Origin of the sequence: Leclercia sp. CFBP8987 (assembly GCF_034044995.2) — a bacterium.
In the GTDB taxonomy this organism is placed as follows: domain Bacteria; phylum Pseudomonadota; class Gammaproteobacteria; order Enterobacterales; family Enterobacteriaceae; genus Enterobacter; species Enterobacter tamurae.
In genome coordinates, this window is sequence record NZ_CM188255.1 from 1,550,010 (window position 1) to 1,566,297 (window position 16,288).

Genomic DNA, 16,288 nt, shown 5'->3' on the forward strand with positions numbered 1-16,288 from the left:
CAAAAGTCTGAGTCTATGAAACAGGTAATTTTTGTGCGTCCCGATAGTCGCGAGGACGCAAAAGTATGGTGGTGTGAATCGGGCAGTCAGCAGGTGATGGCGTTGAATGGACATCAGGCGCTCAGCGAGCTGGCCTCACACCCGCTGGCGTCCCGCGTCTGCCTGCTGTTACCGGCGAGCGAGATGATCTTCCGCCACTTCACGCTGGCGAAAAAAACGCTGTCGGCGCAGAACACCCCTTTCTCGTGGATGGCGGAGGAGACGCTGATCGGCGATGTCGACACCCTCCACTGGACGGTGCTGGGCAAAGCCGGACGCGAGGTGGATGCGGTGGCGATTGACGCTCCGCGTCTGCATCAGTGGCTGGCGCGCTTCCAGGACGCCGGGCTGAAGGTGGTGCAGGTCCTGCCGGACGCCTGGCTGTTGCCGGGCGAGGCGGAGAGCAGCACTCTGGTGCCGCTGGAAGAGCAGGTCTGGCTGCGCTTCGCCGGGGGCGGTGCCTGCCAGGTAGACGCCGCTATGCTGCCGCTGCTGCTGGCGAAAACCACCGGGAAGATCCGCTGCTACGGCGACGCCCCGGACGGGGTGGCCTGCAGCGAAACCCTGCCGGGGCAGCATCCGCTGGCGCTGATCCAGGCCCGCTGGAAAACCTGCCGGGTGAACCTCCTGCACGGGGAGTTCGATCCGCGGGTGGCCGACAGCGGCGCGGCGAAAAAGCTGCGGATCGCCACGGCGCTGATGGCGCTGCTGTGCGTCGGGTTGTTGACCGGGCCGCGTGCCGCCACGGCGTGGATGCTGGTGCAGAAGGAGAACCAGCTCCAGCAGGAGATCGTGCAGCTCTATCAGCACCATTTTCCCAGCGTGCGCCAGCAGAGCAACATCAAATACCATTTTGGTCAGAATCTGAAGAAACAGAAAAAAGGTATTTTCCAGCAGCTGGATGCGCTGGAGCAAATTAAACGGCGGGTGCCGGGCATGGAAATAGACAGTATCGAATATGACAACGCGCAAAATAACCTGACGCTCAGCGTCAAAGCACAAAACCCGCAGCAGTTGCAGGAATTTGTGCAGCAGGCGAGCGCCAGTTTTGCCTTTTCTTTACTGCCTGGTTCCACGACACCACCTTATACCGCGATGGTGACAGGGAAATATAAATGAAAACAAAAATAGCGCAGTTAAAAAATCGCTATCAGCAGTACAGCGTGCGCGAGCGCAACCTGATTAAGTTGGGAGCGGCGGCGCTCTGCTGTGCTGCGGTGTACTACGGCGGCATGGTGCCGCTGGACACGATGATCGGGCGCAGCCAGTCGACGCTGAACCGACAGCAGGAGACGCTGCGCTGGATGCGCGATGAAATTACCAAAAATCATCTCCAGGTTCAGCAGTTGAAAACCAGCAATCCGCGCAGCGCGGTGGAAAACAGCGCCCATGAGATCAACCTGACCCTCAGCGACGTGCGTCAGGACGGACAGTCCCTGACCTTCGCCATTAACCGGGTGAACGTCTACGTGCTGAAAAACTGGCTGCGGGAGATGAATCTCGCCACCGGCGTGCAGCTGGAGAAGATGAACCTGACCCCGGTGGATCACCTCAGCGACGTGAAGGCGGATATCCAGCTGAGCTGGAAGAAAAGCGCATGATCAGCCCGGCGTTGTGTGCCGCCAGCGGCGTGCTGGGGGCGATCTTCGGCAGCTTTCTTGGGGTGGTGGTGGAACGCCTCCCGGGGTGGATGCGGGAAGAAGAGGGGGCCGGGAACCTGCTGTATCCGCCTTCGCACTGCCCCGCGTGCCAGCACCGGCTGCGCTGGTGGGAGAACATCCCGCTGGTCAGCTGGCTGATGCTGCGCGGGCGCTGCCGCTGCTGCCGCTCAGCAATCCCCCTGCGGGTGCTGATGGTGGAGCTGCTCAGCGCGCTCTTCTTCGCCCTCAGCGCCTGGCTGACACCCGATCTCCCGGTGCTGCTGGCTCTGTGGCTGCTGTGGTGCGGCCTGCTGCCGCTGGCAATGATCGACCTGCGGGAGCGGCTGCTGCCCGACTGCCTGACCCAGCCGCTGCTGTGGTGCGGGCTGCTGCTGAATCTGCATACCCACCTGCTGCCGCTCACCGATGCCCTGTATGGCGCAGTGGCAGGCTATCTGGCGCTGTGGCTGGTCTACCAGGGGCACCGGCTGGTGACCGGGCGGGAAGGGCTCGGCTACGGCGACTTCAAGCTGCTGGCGGCGCTGGGAGCCTGGTGCGGCTGGCAGGCGTTACCCTCGATCCTGCTGCTGGCGGCGCTGGGGGGTATTCTCGGCTGGGCGATCTGTTTCCGGCATCAGGACAATGACAACGTTATTCCCTTCGGCCCTTTTCTGGCGTTTGCCGGGCTGACCATCTTTATTCTGCAGCACGCCATCTTCACTTTTTAATTCATCGGTCAAGTTTTTCCTGAGTTTTTTTCGTGAAAGCGAAGGCGCGAAAAATAATGCAGGGAGCGATATCGTAACTCCGGGTTAAATAACCCTTTTACCATGCCGAATGGATCGCATGGTCTATTTAAGTTCACGTATATCAACAGGAATGAATAATGAAAATCATGCAGCCTAAATATCTGGCTTTATTTGTCGCTGCGGCGGTCAGCCCGGTATTTGCCGCAGTGCCGGGTAAACCGTCGCTGAGTAACGGGAATGACAAATTTGCCATTGTTGAGGTGGACCAGTCAGCGCAGGCCTATAACTCGCTGATTAAGGTCAAGGACGGCGCTGACGTGACCGTAGAGTGGAACGTTTACAGCGGCGATGTCCCGACATCGGCCAAAGTGCTGCTGGACGGCCAGGAAGTCTGGAGCGGGGCGGGTAGCGCCTCCGGCAAAGCCACCTTCAAGGTGAAAAAAGGCGGTCGCTACCAGGAGCAGGTCCAGCTGTGTAACGACAGCGGCTGCAGCACCAGCGACAGCAAGCTGATCATCGTTGCTGATACCGACGGTAGCCACCTGCTGCCGCTGAACACCACCATGAAGGAAAACAACAAATCCTTCGCCCAGCACTCCGATAAAGTGGTAGCGGCGTACTATCCAGAATGGGGTGTCTACGATCGTAAGTTCAACATCGATCAAATTGCTGCTGACAACGTGAACCACATTATTTATGGCTTCATTCCGATGTGCGGCGACAACATCAACGCCAGCGCCGGTAACGCGCTGGAAGCCCTGAAGAAAGCCTGCCAGGGCCGTCCGGATTACACCCTGGCGATCCACGATCCCTGGGCCGCGCTGCAGATGCCACAGGCTGGCGTCTCGAACTGGGATGACCCCTACAAAGGCACCTATGGCCAGATGATGGCGCTGAAAAAAGCGCATCCGGGCCTGAAAATTCTGCCATCTATCGGCGGCTGGACCCTCTCCGATCCGTTCTTCCAGATGCACGACAACGCCATCCGCGCCCGCTTTGTCTCCTCGGTGAAAGAGTTCCTGCAAACCTGGAAATTCTATGACGGCGTGGACATCGACTGGGAGTTCCCGGGCGGCGGCGGTGAGAACCCATCTCTCGGCAACCCGCAGGTGGATAAAGAGACCTACACCCTGCTGATGCGCGATCTGCGCGCGATGCTCAATGAGCTCTCCGCCCAGACCGGTCGCACCTACGAGCTGACCTCCGCCATTGGCGCAGGCACCTCGAAAATCGCCAACGTTGACTACAACGCGGCGCAGAAGTACATGGACTACATCTTCCTGATGAGCTACGACTTCTACGGCTCCTGGAGCATGACCGACCTCGGCCACCAGACCGCGCTGCACGCCCCAACCTGGAAACCGGATAGCGTAACCACCGAAGGCAGCGTTAACGCGATGCTGGCCCAGGGCGTTCAGCCGGGCAAAATCGTGGTCGGCGCGGCGATGTACGGCCGCGGCTGGACTGGCGTTCACGGCTACACCGGCGACAATCCGTTCACCGGCACCGCCACCGGCGCGATCCCTGGCTCCTGGGAGGCTGGCATCGTCGACTACCGCGATATCGTCAACAAATACAAAGGCAAAGCGGGCTGGGAATACAAATACGACGCCACCGCCGAAGCGCCATACCTGTTCAACAAGAGCACCGGCACCCTGATCACCTATGACGATGCCCGTTCCGTCGAGGCGAAAGGCAAGTTTGTGCTGAACAAAAACCTGGGCGGCCTGTTTGCCTGGTCCCTGGAATCCGATAACGGCGACATCCTCAATGCGATGAACGAAAGCCTGCTGAGCGGCTCTTCCTCTGACGTACCGGTGGTGACCAACCATGCGCCAGTCGCGTCCGCCAGCGATCAGACGGTCACCGGTCCGGCGAACGTGACCCTGGACGGCTCTGCCTCCAGCGATCAGGACGGCGATACCCTGACCTATATGTGGACGCAGATCGCCGGTCCTTCTGTCACCCTGACCAACAGCACCCGCGCCCAGGCCAGCTTCAGCGTGGCGGCCGTAGCGAATGACCAGACTCTGGCCTTCCGCCTGACCGTGACCGACAGCAAAGGGCTGAGCAGCACCGCTGACGTGCAGGTGGTGAACAAAGCGCCGAAAGCTAACCAGGCTCCGGTGATTAACACCATGGCACCGGTCTCGGTTGAAGCGGGTCAGCCTCTGTCCCTGCATGCCCAGGCTGCGGATCCGGATGGCGATGCCCTGACCTACGCCTGGAGCGTACCGGGTGACATGCACGCTACCGGCGCCGATACCGCCAACCTGAGCATTACCGCGCCAGAGGTGAGCAGCGACACTGATTACACCCTGAGTGTGGTGGTGAGCGACGGCAAAACTGCGGTGCAGGGTAACGTGGTCGTTACCGTCACGCCAAAAGCACAGGAGCCCGTCGATGACGTCACTCCGCCAGCCGATGATGTGACCCCGCCAGCCGACGACGTCACCCCGCCTGCGGATGATGCGACCGACAACGGCAGCTGTGACAGCAGCCCGGTAGACGGTAACGCCAGCAAATACGCAGCGTGGAGCAGCAGCAAGGTTTATACCAGCGGCAACACCGTCAGCTTCGATAACCTGGTCTGGAAAGCGAAGTACTGGACTCAGGGCAACCAGCCGGGATTCGGCGTGGATGCCTGGGAGCTGATGAGCGACGTGAAAATGGGCTGGATGCCGACCATGGTCTACAACGGCGGCGACACCACCACCTACGAAGGCAACGAGTACCGTGCCAAATGGTGGACCAAAGGTGACAAACCAGGCCAGAACGACGTCTGGGTGAAAGTGGGCGCGGCACCAGATTGTCAGTAATCTTCCGCACCTGATATGACGGGGGCTTTGCCCCCGTCTTTTTGCGTCTGGCGGGTATGAAAATGAAACGCTTACTTCTTCTGCTGTTGCTGCTCAGTCACAGCGCGCTGGCAAACTGCTGGGACAGCGCCGGGCAGCGCTATCACGTTGATCCGTATCTGCTGTTTGCCATTGCCAATGTGGAGTCCGGGATGAATCCCTATGCGGTGGGCTGGAACCATGACGGCACCCGGGATGTCGGGCTGATGCAGATTAACAGCATCCACTTTGCCGAGCTGCAGCGCGCCGGGATCGACGAGTATCGCCTGATCGCCGAGCCCTGCACCTCGATCATGGTCGGGGCCTCGATTCTGTCGGGGATGATCCGGGTGTATGGCTACAACTGGGAAGCGGTGGGGGCCTATAACGCCGGATTAAAAAAAGAGAACTACCCGCAGCGGATGATCTACGCCCACAAGGTGTGGCACAAATACCAGCAACTCAAATCCCGCAGCAGGCGTTAATCAGCGGGGCAGCTTACCATGATCCCGCAGCCAGGCGGCGGTGCGCTCAATGCCTTCATCCAGCGTCACCAGCGGTTTATAGCCCAGCTCGCTCTCGGCGCGTTGCGTATCGAGGGTAAAGTCAAAGTTCAGTTTCGACACCCCGTAGTGGGTCAGGGCAGGCTCTTTGGCCGCCTTATTCCCCAGCCGCTCCATGCTGCGGGCAATGATATCCAGCATCGGGTAGGGCACCGAGCGGATCCGGCACTCAATATTCAGCTCGTCGATCAGCTTCTGCACAATGCTGCGCAGGGAGCGCGGTTCGCCGTTGGTGATGTTATACGCCCGCCCGGAGGGCAGACCGTCGCACTCGCTCTGGCTGGCCAGCCACATGGCGTGAATGGCGTTATCGAAATAGGTCATATCCACCAGCGCATCGCCGCCGCGCGGCAACAGCACGCTGCCGTAGTGGTGCATCATCTGCGCCAGGCGCGGAATAAACACTTTGTCGTGCGGACCAAACAGGCTCTGCGGGCGCAGGATGGTGAAGCGGGTATGCGGGTTGGACTGCGCCAGCAGATCGATCACCTGTTCACTGGCGGCCTTGCTGCGGGCAAACTCGCAGGCGTAGCGCGCCGGACGAAAATCTTCCTGGATATCGCGATGGTGGTGGTAGTCGAAATAGAGCGACGGGGAGGAGAGATGGACAAAGTTGCGCACCCCCCAGGCCACGGCCCACTCGCCCAGACGGCGGGTGGCGCGCACGTTCGCCAGATCGAAAGCTTCCTGAGTTCCCCACGGCGAGGTAAAGCTGGAGCAGTGCCACAGCGTATCGATCCCGGCCAGCATCACTTTTGCCTGGGAAGAGACCAGTTCCGTCAGGTCGGCATGGACAAACTCTGCGCCCATTTTTTGCAGCAACTTACCCATCGCTTCATTGCGACCGGTGGCCCGAACGCTGATGCCTTTATTGCGCAAAAACTCCACCGCATTGCGGCCTAAGCCGCTGGTGGCGCCGGTAACCAGTACCTTCATATCGATCCACTGTTTTGAAAAGAATTTCGTGCGCATTCTTCCGTGAATTACGGCGCTATGCAATGGGAAACGTGAAAGATTCGGAGTTTTAATCAGACTTTTTCTGACTTTTGTTCTGCCAGAAGTGCAATACGCCGGGCCATGCCGCGGAAGATAAACAGGTGCGCCGGGATCATCAGCAGCCAGTAAAACAGGCCCGGCATGCCGTGCGGATGCCACCAGGCGCGGACGTCCAGCTCCCGGTGGTCGCCTTTATCTTTCAGGGTAAAGCATAACCGGCCGAGACCGGGGGCTTTCATGCCAAACAGCATCGCCAGTTGCTTTTCCGGCTCGACGATGATCACCTTCCAGCTGTCGACCGTATCGCCGGTTTGCAGGTATGGCGCCGCCGGACGGCCTTTCGCCAGCTTATGCCCAACCAGCAGATCCATCATCCCCCGGGTTTGCCACAGGATGTTGCCGAAGAAGTAGCCCTCTTTGCCGCCGATCTGATTCACCACCTGCCATAAGGCGGCCAGACTTGCGGGCGTTTTTACCGTACAACCGGCCTGTTTGGGAAAGTAGCCGTACTCCGGACGCCAGCGGGCGAAGGCCTGCGCGTCGTAGCCCCAGTCGCTGGAGTTGACCAGCTTCTCCTCCTCTTTCAGCGTATTGCGCACCGCGTCATCGAAGCGGATTAATTGCTGGGGGATCAGCGCCCGCAGGTCGCGGTCGTCGGCCAGCAGATCGTGCTTCAGCCCCTGAATTAAAGCTTTAGCGGTGGTCGGCGGCACGGAGGTGATAACGTTTAAAAACCACACCGAGATCCAGCGGGTCGGGAAGGGGATGGGGATCAGCGGACGGCGGCGGCCGCTCACCGCCATAAAGTGTTCGAACTGCTGCTGATAGCTCAGCACCTCAGGTCCGGCAGCCTCCAGCACCCGGTGCGCTGTGGCCGGGTGATTAAGCAGCTCCACCAGATAGTGCAGCAGATTCTCCAGCGCAATCGGCGTGGTGCGGGATCGCACCCAGCGCGGGGGCGTCAGCACCGGCAGGTTATAGACCATGTCGCGCATCACCTCGAAGGCGGCAGAGCCCGCCCCGACGATGATCCCGGCCCGCAGCTCGGTGAGGGGGATCCCCGCGCTGCGCAGCACCTCGGCGGTCAGCTGCCGCGCGCGCAGGTGGTCGGACTGCTCATGCTCCGGTGCCTGCAAGGAGCTGAGGAAGATGATCTGTTTAACCGGATGTTCCAGCAGCAGGTCGCGCACGTTCAGCGCCACCTGGCGTTCGTGGGCGATAAAATCCCCGCCTTCACCCATGCTGTGGACCAGATAGTAGAGGGTCTCTACCCCCTCAAGCAGCGCCCCCAGCTCCTGTGGCCAGTTGAGATCGATAGCATGGCAGGTCACGTTGGGCAGGCTCTGCTTTTGCAGACGCTCAACGTTGCGTGCCGCAGCCAGCACCTGATGCCCGCGTGCGCTCAGAGCGGTCACCAGATGTTGACCGATATACCCGCTGGCACCCAGGACCAGAATACGTTGCGGCACGTTAGCTCCTTAGCGCTGCAAAAATGCCTGCCAGTGAGCAACCACCTCGGCAAGCTGCTCGCGGTTGACGTCGAGATGCATCACCAGACGCACCACCGGCGAGGCGTTGATCAGCACCCCGCGCGCCTTCATAAACTCACCCAGCGCCGCGGCGTTGTCGTCCCCGACGCGGATAAACAGCATGTTGGTGTCGTGACGCATCACATCTGCACCGATCTCGCGCAGCTGCGTCGCCATCCACGCCGCATTGTCGTGATCGTCCTTCAGACGGGCGACGTTGTTTTTCAGGGCGTACAGACCCGCGGCAGCGAGGAATCCGGCCTGGCGCATGCCGCCGCCGGTCATTTTACGCCAGCGGTTGGCGCGTTTGATGTAGTCGGCGTTGCCCACCAGCAAGGAGCCCACCGGCGTGCCCAGCCCTTTGGAGAGGCAAATGGTGAACGAGTCGCAATATTGCGTAATCTCTTTCAGCTCGCAGCCATACTCCACCACGGCGTTAAAGATGCGTGCACCGTCGACGTGCAGCCCCAGCTTGCGCTCGCGGGTAAATTCCCACGCCGCTTTCAGGTACTCGCGTGGGAGCACTTTGCCGTTATGGGTGTTTTCGAGGCTCAGGAGTTTGGTGCGGGCGAAGTGAATATCGTCGGCTTTGATTTTGGCGGCGACTTTGTCCAGCGGCAGGGAGCCGTCAGGCGCGGCATCGATCGGCTGCGGCTGAATGCTGCCCAGCACCGCTGCGCCACCGGCTTCGTACAGGTAGTTATGCGCCCCCTGGCCGACGATATACTCCTCCCCACGCTCGCAGTGGCTGAGCAGGGCCACAAGGTTGGCCTGGGTGCCGGTTGGCAGGAACAGGGCGGCCTCGTGGCCGCTCAACTCGGCGGCATAGCGCTGGAGTTCGTTAACGGTCGGGTCGTCGCCGTAAACGTCGTCCCCGACCGGCGCGGCCAGCATCTCCTTGAGCATGGCCTGCGTCGGACGAGTAACGGTGTCGCTGCGTAAATCAATCATGGCATTTCCTTATTATTTTAAAGGCGATGCCGATTGTTTTACCTGAGCCAGTTGGTTTTGGCTAGCTCCAGAACTTCGTCACCACGGCCGCTGATGATGGCGCGCAGCATATACAGGCTAAAACCCTTGGCCTGCTCGAGTTTGATCTGCGGCGGGATCGCCAGTTCATCTTTGGCGACCACCACATCCACCAGCACCGGACCGTCGGTGGCGAAGGCGCGCTGGAGAGCGTCATCCACTTCGGAGGCCTTCTCCACGCGGATGCCGGTGATGCCGCAGGCTTCGGCGATGGCGGCGAAGTTGGTGTCGTGCAGTTCGGTGCCGTCAGTCAGATACCCCCCGGCCTTCATCTCCATCGCCACAAAGCCCAGCACGCTGTTGTTGAAGACGATGATTTTGATCGGCAGCTTCATCTGCGCCACCGAGAGGAAATCGCCCATCAGCATGCTGAAGCCGCCGTCGCCGCACATCGCCACCACCTGACGATCCGGCGCGGTGGCTTTGGCCCCCAGCGCCTGCGGCATGGCGTTGGCCATCGAGCCGTGGTTAAAGGAGCCAATCAGACGGCGCTTGCCGTTCATCTTCAGGTAGCGCGCCGCCCAGACGGTCGGGGTGCCCACGTCGCAGGTGAAGATGGCATCTTCATCGGCATAGTGGCTGATCTGCTGCGCCAGATACTGCGGGTGCAGCGCCTTGTCGCTGGGTTTCGCCAGGTCGTCCAGCCCTTTACGCGCATCGCGGTAATCGCTCAGGGCCTTGTCGAGGAACGTGCGATCGGTTTTCTCCTCCAGCAGCGGCATCAGCGCGGTGAGCGTGGCCTTGATATCGCCCACCAGAGCCATATCCACCTTGCTGTGCGCCCCGATGCTGGCCGGATTGATGTCGATCTGAATGATTTTGGCGTCGGTAGGGTAAAACGCGCGATACGGGAAGCGAGTGCCGAGCAGCACCAGGGTGTCGGCATTCATCATGGTGTGGAACCCGGACGAGAAGCCGATCAGCCCGGTCATCCCCACGTCGTAAGGGTTATCGTACTCCACGTGCTCTTTGCCGCGCAGAGCGTGGACAATCGGCGCCTTGAGCATACCGGCAAATTCCACCAGCTCTTCATGGGCCCCGGCACAGCCGCTGCCGCACATCAGGGCGATATTGCTGGAGTAGCGCAGGAGCTGCGCCAGTTTTTTCAGTTCCGCCTGAGCGGGCGTGACCACCGGCAGGGGAGCGGGATACCAGTGGCTGCTGGCGCTTTCCGGGGCTGCCTGCAGGGCGACATCGCCGGGCAGCACAATCACCGAGACGCCGCGATTTAAAATAGCGTTGCGCAGGGCCAGAGCCAGCACCTGCGGGATCTGCTCCGGCGTGGAGACCAGCTCACAGTAGTGGCTGCATTCACGGAACAGCTCCTGAGGATGCGTCTCCTGAAAATAGCCGCTGCCGATTTCACTCGACGGAATATGCGCGGCGATAGCCAGCACCGGGACGTTGTTGCGATGGCAGTCAAACAGGCCGTTGATCAGATGCAGGTTGCCCGGTCCGCAGGATCCGGCGCACACCGCCAGCTCGCCGGTGAGCTGGGCCTCGGCCCCGGCGGCGAACGCGGCGACCTCCTCATGACGGGTCGGCATCCACTCGATGGTGCCCATCCGGTTCAGGCTGTCGCTCAGGCCGTTGAGGGAATCCCCGGTGACACCCCAGATCCGTTTTACTCCGGCCTGTTCCAGCATTTTCGCGATGTAGTTCGCCACGGTTTGTTTCATGGTAGTCCGTCTCCTGAATGTGTTAACGCTTTCAAGCTTAGATGAAACTGACCGGCATGCTGGTTTAATCCCCCTGATTAATAGTTGCTTTCAATGTGCAATATTTCGTCATATTCTGGTGTTAACTCAGGTAAAAACAGGATGTAAATCAAATGGTTAAATCATTGTTAATTGCTGTTAATAAAAAGCTAATGTGCGACGATGCGGGCAAGCTGTTACTGCGCCTGGCGGTAGGGGGATTAATGCTGTTTCATGGCCTGCATAAGGCCATCGACGGGGTAGGAGGCATTGCAGGCATGCTGGCGGCGAAGGGGCTGCCGGGCTTTATTGCTTACGGTGTGCTGATTGGCGAAGTGGTGGCACCGATCCTGATTATCCTCGGTATTCTCACCCGTCCGTCGGCGCTGGTGCTGGCCTTTACCATGGTGGTGGCATGGCTGATGGTGGGCACCGGTAAAACCTTCGCGCTGGATGCGGTGGGAGCCTGGGCGATTGAGAGCCTGGTTTACTTCTTCGTGGGTGCGCTGGCGGTGGCATTTTTAGGGGCAGGGCGGTACGGGGTGGTGAGCGATCCCGTCTGGAAGTAGCGCCGGGCGGCACTGCGTTTGCCCGGCCTACGAGTTCCGTAGGCCCGGTAAGCGTAGCGCCACCGGGCGTTTTATCAGGCCAGCACCAAATCCCCCTGCGGATGACAGGAGCAGGCCAGCACATAGCCTTCCGCCACTTCGGCATCCGTCAGCGTCATGGTGCTGGAAACGGTATAGTTCCCGTCCACCACCTTCGTTTTACAGCAGCCGCACACGCCCGAACGACAGGCAGCCACCACCGGCACGTTATTGCTCTCCAGCGCTTCGAGCAGCGTGCTGCCCACGCGGCCAAAGAAGGTCTGCGCCGGCTGCAGTTTGGTGAACTTAAGCCCGCTGGTGGCGGCTTCCGCGACCGGGGTAAAGAACTGCTCTTTAAAGAAGCGGGTCACACCGAGGGCTTTCACCTCTTCCTCAACGATGTCCATATACGGCGCCGGACCACAGGTCATCACGGTGCGTGAGGCGAGATCCGGCACCTGTTGCAGCAACTCGCGGGTCAGGCGACCGGCCACGAAACCTTCGGTGGCGTTGGTTTCGGCCACCAGCGTGACCGGGTAGTTACGCCATTCGTCAGCGAAAATCACATCCTGCGGTGAACGCACGCTGAAGATCACCGCCACGTCGGCCTGCGGGCGGTTCTTCGCCAGCCAGCGACGCATCGACATCACCGGCGTCACGCCGCAACCGGCAGCCAGCAGCAGGAATTTATCTTCCGGCTTGTCGTCACAGGTAAAATCACCCTGCGCATCCGACAACCAGATGTAATCCCCACGCTTCACGTCGTGCGTCAACCACTGCGAGCCTGCCCCCTCATCAATGCGGCGGATGGTCAGCGTAATGTACTCGCTGATACCCGGCGTGGAGGAGATCGTGTACGCCCGCAGCGTCTCTGCTGAGTTACGCACGCTGACCAGCGCGTACTGCCCGGCACGATACGGATAATAGTCGTGACACAGCAGCGAAATCGTCCAGACATCCGGCGTTTCCTGATGGATGTGGTGAACCTGCATCCGCCATGGGCACTGATGGGTTGGCATTGTCATAGTTTACTCCTTACGCGCTCAGCAGTTGCTTCATGTCTTCTTCAACGGTGGTCACGGAACGCAGACCAAATTTCTCGTTGAGGACTGCCAGCAGGTCAGGGGTAAAGAAGCCAGGCGCGGTCGGGCCGGTGACGATGTTTTTCACGCCCAGCGACAGCAGGGTCAGCAGGATCACAATCGCTTTCTGTTCGAACCAGGAGAGCACCAGCGACAGCGGCAGGTCGTTCACGCCACAGCCGAGTTTTTCCGCCAGGGTCACGGCCAGGATGATCGCCGAGTAGGCATCGTTACACTGACCAGCATCGATCAGGCGCGGCAGGCCTTCGATATCCCCGAACTCCAGCTTGTTGAAACGGTACTTACCGCAGGCCAGGGTCAGGATCAGGCAGTCGTCCGGCACGCTGGTGGCGAAGTCGGTGAAGTAGTTACGCTCCCCGCGTGCGCCGTCGCAGCCGCCGACCAGGAAGATGTGACGCAGTTTCTCGCGGCTCACCAGGTCAATCAGGGAATCCGCCGCGCCCAGCAGGGTCTGACGGCCAAAACCAACGGTGATCAGGTGAGGAATTTCGCTGTACGGGAAGCCCGCCATCTGCTGTGCCTGGGCAATCACCGGACCAAAATCGTCACCTTCAAGGTGGCTCACGCCCGGCCAGCCGACAATGCTGCGGGTCCAGATACGGTCGTCGTAGGCGCCCACGGTTGGGTCGATGATGCAGTTAGAGGTCATCACGATTGGGCCAGGGAAGCGGGCGAACTCCACCTGCTGGTTCTGCCAGCCGCTGCCGTAGTTACCGATCAGGTGTTTGAATTTGCGCAGCTCCGGATAGCCGTGGGCAGGCAGCATCTCACCGTGGGTATAGACGTTCACGCCGGTGCCGTCGGTCTGCTCCAGCAGGTTGTAGAGATCTTTCAGGTCGTGACCGGAGATCAGGATACACTTGCCTTCGGTCGCCTTGACGTTGACCTGGGTCGGGGTCGGGTGGCCATATTTGGTGGTTTCACCGGCATCCAGAATGCTCATCACTTTGAAGTTCATCTGGCCGATTTCCATTGAACACTCCAGCAGGGCGTTCATGTCGGAAGGCCAGGTCCCCAGCCACGCCATGATTTTGTGATACTGGGCGTAGATGTCGTTGTCGTACTGATCCAGAACGTGCGCGTGTTCCATATAGGCCGCGGCACCTTTCAGGCCGTACAGGCACAGCAGACGCAGGCCGAGGATGTTCTCGCCGATCGCCGCTTTGTCTTTGTTCGGGGTAAATTCTGCCGCCTGGCGTTGCAGGTCGCCGAGGTCGTCGCTGACCAGCTGCAGGTCCGCCATCGGGTTATCGACGCGGGCAGTGGCATCCACGTTCAGGGCCTGGGCTTTCAGGGCGTCACGCAGGGCGATGGCTTCGCGGGCGTAGCCCACAATACGTGGCGAATCGAAGTTCACGTTGGTCAGGGTAGAGAAAAACGCGCGTGGGGCGAAGTTATCGACGTAGTGGTCGACAATGCCATATTCCCGGGCTTTTACCGCCCAGGCAGATAAACCCTGCAGGGAAGCAATCAGCAGATCCTGCAGATCGGAAGTTTCGGCGGTTTTACCGCACATGCCCTGTGCGTAGGAGCAGCCGTTGCCGGCTGGAGTACGGATAGTTTGTTCACATTGCACACAAAACATAATCACACCTGTTAAAGTTATATTTTAGATACATGTTTAAGATTATGCCTGTGGTGATAGCCTGTGAAGGGCTTTCTTCTACAAACGAAAGGGTTATTGATTTAGCGCAATTTTGGCGGCAGCAGGCTACCGCCAAAGAAGTATCAGGCGGAGAAGAAGGCCATCATGATCGGCACCAACAGGCTTAAAATAAAGCCGTGGACAATGGCGGCAGGAACCATCTCCAGCCCGCCAGAACGTTGTAACACTGGCAGGGTAAAGTCCATCGATGTGGCCCCGCACAGGCCCAGCGCCGTGGAGCGGCTGCGGCGCACCAGACCCGGGATCAGCATAATGGCGATCAGCTCCCGGCCAAGATCGTTAAAGAAGGCAGCGCTGCCAATTACCGGGCCAAAGGATTCGGTTAGCAGAATGCCGGACAGAGAATACCAGCCAAACCCGGAGGCCATTGCCAGGGCGGTATTGAGCGGCAGGTCGAGAATAAAGGCGTTGATGACCCCGCCCACCAGCGAACTGCCCACCACGATGACGGCGACCATCATACCCCGGCGGTTGAGGACGATCTGTTTTAAGGTCATGCCATTATTTCGCAGCTGAATACCAATCAGGAACAGCAGGAAAATCAGGGTATATTCGCTGGCCTCGGTGGCGTGCTGTAAAAAATCCATCCCGCTCAGCCCCAGTAAAAAGCCAATTACCACCACGCCGCATAATTTCAGTGACTCCAGGGCCATGGCGATACGCGACGGTAATTTCTCCTGATGGTGATGGTTTTTCCACGGAATAACGCGTTCCAGCCAGAACAGGGCCGCGATATTGCACAGCAAAATAACCGTCATCGTAATGAGAGAGTAATGCAGGATTGAGAGCAGGTTGGCCGCCAGATTATCGAGGAAGGCGAGGCTGATGCCCATAAAAAACAGAATGACGTAGACAATCCAGCTCAGTAAACGGTTGATCAGTTTTAACGCTGACAGCTGACGAAGAGGAATGAGATAACCCACAATCAGCGGGATCAGAATGATTAAGAGTCCTGAAAACATGAACAACCGGTCCTTTATATGAGTGGCGCTGTGACACTACCCAATTCAGACGGTTCAGTAAAGGTGAAAACAGTGCCGGAACAATGCGGCCTGATGCCCTCACCCCATCCCTCTCCCACAGGGAGAGGGCGCACACACTAAAAACGGCAACCCGCAGGTTGCCGTTTTGCTTTTATTAATCGCGCTTCTCAAGCAGAGTGCGATACAGCACGCCGCCAAGGATACCGCCGACAATCGGCATCACCCAGAACAGCCACAGCTGCTCAATGGCCCAGCCACCCTGGAAGATGGCAACCGCGGTGCTGCGCGCCGGGTTAACCGAGGTGTTGGTGACCGGAATGCTGATCAGGTGGATCAGGGTCAGCGCCAGGCCAATCGCAATCGGGGCAAAACCGGCTGGGGCGTGTTTGTCGGTAGCGCCGTGGATCACCAGCAGGAAACCGGCCGTCAGCACGATTTCAATCACGATGGCAGACAGCATGGAGAAACCGCCCGGGGAGTGCTCGCCAAAACCGTTTGAAGCAAAACCGCTGGCTGCGGCATCAAAGCCGACTTTACCGCTGGCAATAACATACAGAATAGCGGCAGCAATAATCCCGCCAATGACCTGGGCAATAATATAGCCGAGAATATCTTTTGCCGGAAAACGACCGCCCGCCCACAGACCTAATGTTACCGCCGGGTTAAAGTGCCCGCCGGAAATATGTCCTACGGCATACGCCATGGTTAATACTGTTAAACCGAAGGCCAGAGAAACACCGACAAAACCAATCCCTAATTCCGGGAAACCTGCCGCCAGCACTGCGCTGCCGCAGCCACCAAATACCAACCAGAATGTGCCAAAACATTCAGCTGCTAATTTTCTGAACATAACCACCTCAAAGAAAAAGA

14 protein-coding genes are annotated in these 16,288 nt (G+C 59.3%); 6 read left to right on the top strand and 8 right to left on the bottom strand.

What is annotated here, in order from left to right:
- Positions 1-15: 15 nt before the first annotated feature.
- The 5 genes from gspL to iagB all read left to right on the top strand — a co-directional run bounded on the left by gspL (position 16) and on the right by iagB (position 5,750).
- Positions 16-1,158 (top strand): type II secretion system protein GspL, encoded by a 1,143-nt coding sequence (gene gspL, locus SOM40_RS07360; protein WP_320529740.1) that lies wholly within the window; start codon positions 16-18, stop codon positions 1,156-1,158.
- Positions 1,155-1,640: a type II secretion system protein M gene (locus SOM40_RS07365; protein ID WP_320529739.1), complete on the top strand. Its 486-nt coding sequence runs from the start codon at positions 1,155-1,157 to the stop codon at positions 1,638-1,640. Before gspL ends, SOM40_RS07365 begins: the two co-directional genes overlap by 4 nt.
- Entirely contained in the window at positions 1,637-2,407 is a 771-nt protein-coding gene (locus SOM40_RS07370; RefSeq protein ID WP_320529738.1) for a prepilin peptidase, read from the top strand. The genes SOM40_RS07365 and SOM40_RS07370 overlap by 4 nt, the downstream gene beginning before the upstream one ends.
- A gap of 158 nt (positions 2,408-2,565) precedes the next feature.
- A complete protein-coding gene (locus tag SOM40_RS07375) occupies positions 2,566-5,247 on the top strand; it encodes a glycosyl hydrolase family 18 protein (protein WP_320529737.1) in 2,682 nt (893 codons plus the stop codon).
- Positions 5,248-5,309: 62 nt separating this feature from the next.
- Positions 5,310-5,750 carry a type III secretion system invasion protein IagB gene (iagB, locus tag SOM40_RS07380; protein ID WP_106992817.1) on the top strand — a complete coding sequence of 147 codons (441 nt, stop codon included), beginning with the start codon at positions 5,310-5,312 and terminating at the stop codon, positions 5,748-5,750.
- On the opposite strand, the gene SOM40_RS07385 is transcribed toward iagB, so the two are convergent.
- The 4 genes from SOM40_RS07385 to poxB form a co-directional block, all read right to left on the bottom strand.
- Positions 5,751-6,764: a 3-beta-hydroxysteroid dehydrogenase gene (locus SOM40_RS07385; protein WP_106992818.1), complete on the bottom strand. Its 1,014-nt coding sequence runs from the start codon at positions 6,762-6,764 to the stop codon at positions 5,751-5,753.
- 92 nt (positions 6,765-6,856) lie between these two features.
- Entirely contained in the window at positions 6,857-8,293 is a 1,437-nt protein-coding gene (locus tag SOM40_RS07390; protein ID WP_320529736.1) for an SDR family oxidoreductase, read from the bottom strand.
- Positions 8,294-8,302: 9 nt separating this feature from the next.
- Positions 8,303-9,304, bottom strand: coding sequence for a low-specificity L-threonine aldolase (gene ltaE / locus SOM40_RS07395; protein WP_262673126.1), 1,002 nt, complete (start codon positions 9,302-9,304; stop codon positions 8,303-8,305).
- Between the two features lie 38 nt (positions 9,305-9,342).
- Complete coding sequence (gene poxB / locus SOM40_RS07400) at positions 9,343-11,061, bottom strand: ubiquinone-dependent pyruvate dehydrogenase (protein ID WP_320529735.1); 1,719 nt, start codon at positions 11,059-11,061, stop codon at positions 9,343-9,345.
- 152 nt (positions 11,062-11,213) lie between these two features.
- Here poxB and SOM40_RS07405 point away from each other — a divergent pair, with 152 nt between their 5' ends.
- Positions 11,214-11,648: a DoxX family protein gene (locus SOM40_RS07405; protein WP_106992553.1), complete on the top strand. Its 435-nt coding sequence runs from the start codon at positions 11,214-11,216 to the stop codon at positions 11,646-11,648.
- Between the two features lie 74 nt (positions 11,649-11,722).
- On the opposite strand, the gene hcr is transcribed toward SOM40_RS07405, so the two are convergent.
- The 4 genes from hcr to aqpZ all read right to left on the bottom strand — a co-directional run bounded on the left by hcr (position 11,723) and on the right by aqpZ (position 16,268).
- Positions 11,723-12,691, bottom strand: coding sequence for an NADH oxidoreductase (hcr, locus tag SOM40_RS07410; protein WP_320529734.1), 969 nt, complete (start codon positions 12,689-12,691; stop codon positions 11,723-11,725).
- Positions 12,692-12,701: 10 nt separating this feature from the next.
- Complete coding sequence (hcp, locus tag SOM40_RS07415; protein WP_166182001.1) at positions 12,702-14,354, bottom strand: hydroxylamine reductase; 1,653 nt, start codon at positions 14,352-14,354, stop codon at positions 12,702-12,704.
- Between the two features lie 143 nt (positions 14,355-14,497).
- The gene (locus SOM40_RS07420) at positions 14,498-15,397 is read right to left on the bottom strand and encodes a LysO family transporter (RefSeq protein WP_166182002.1); all 900 of its coding nucleotides are present in this window, start codon (positions 15,395-15,397) and stop codon (positions 14,498-14,500) included.
- Between the two features lie 175 nt (positions 15,398-15,572).
- Positions 15,573-16,268, bottom strand: coding sequence for an aquaporin Z (gene aqpZ / locus SOM40_RS07425; RefSeq protein ID WP_261642539.1), 696 nt, complete (start codon positions 16,266-16,268; stop codon positions 15,573-15,575).
- Positions 16,269-16,288 lie beyond the last annotated feature (20 nt).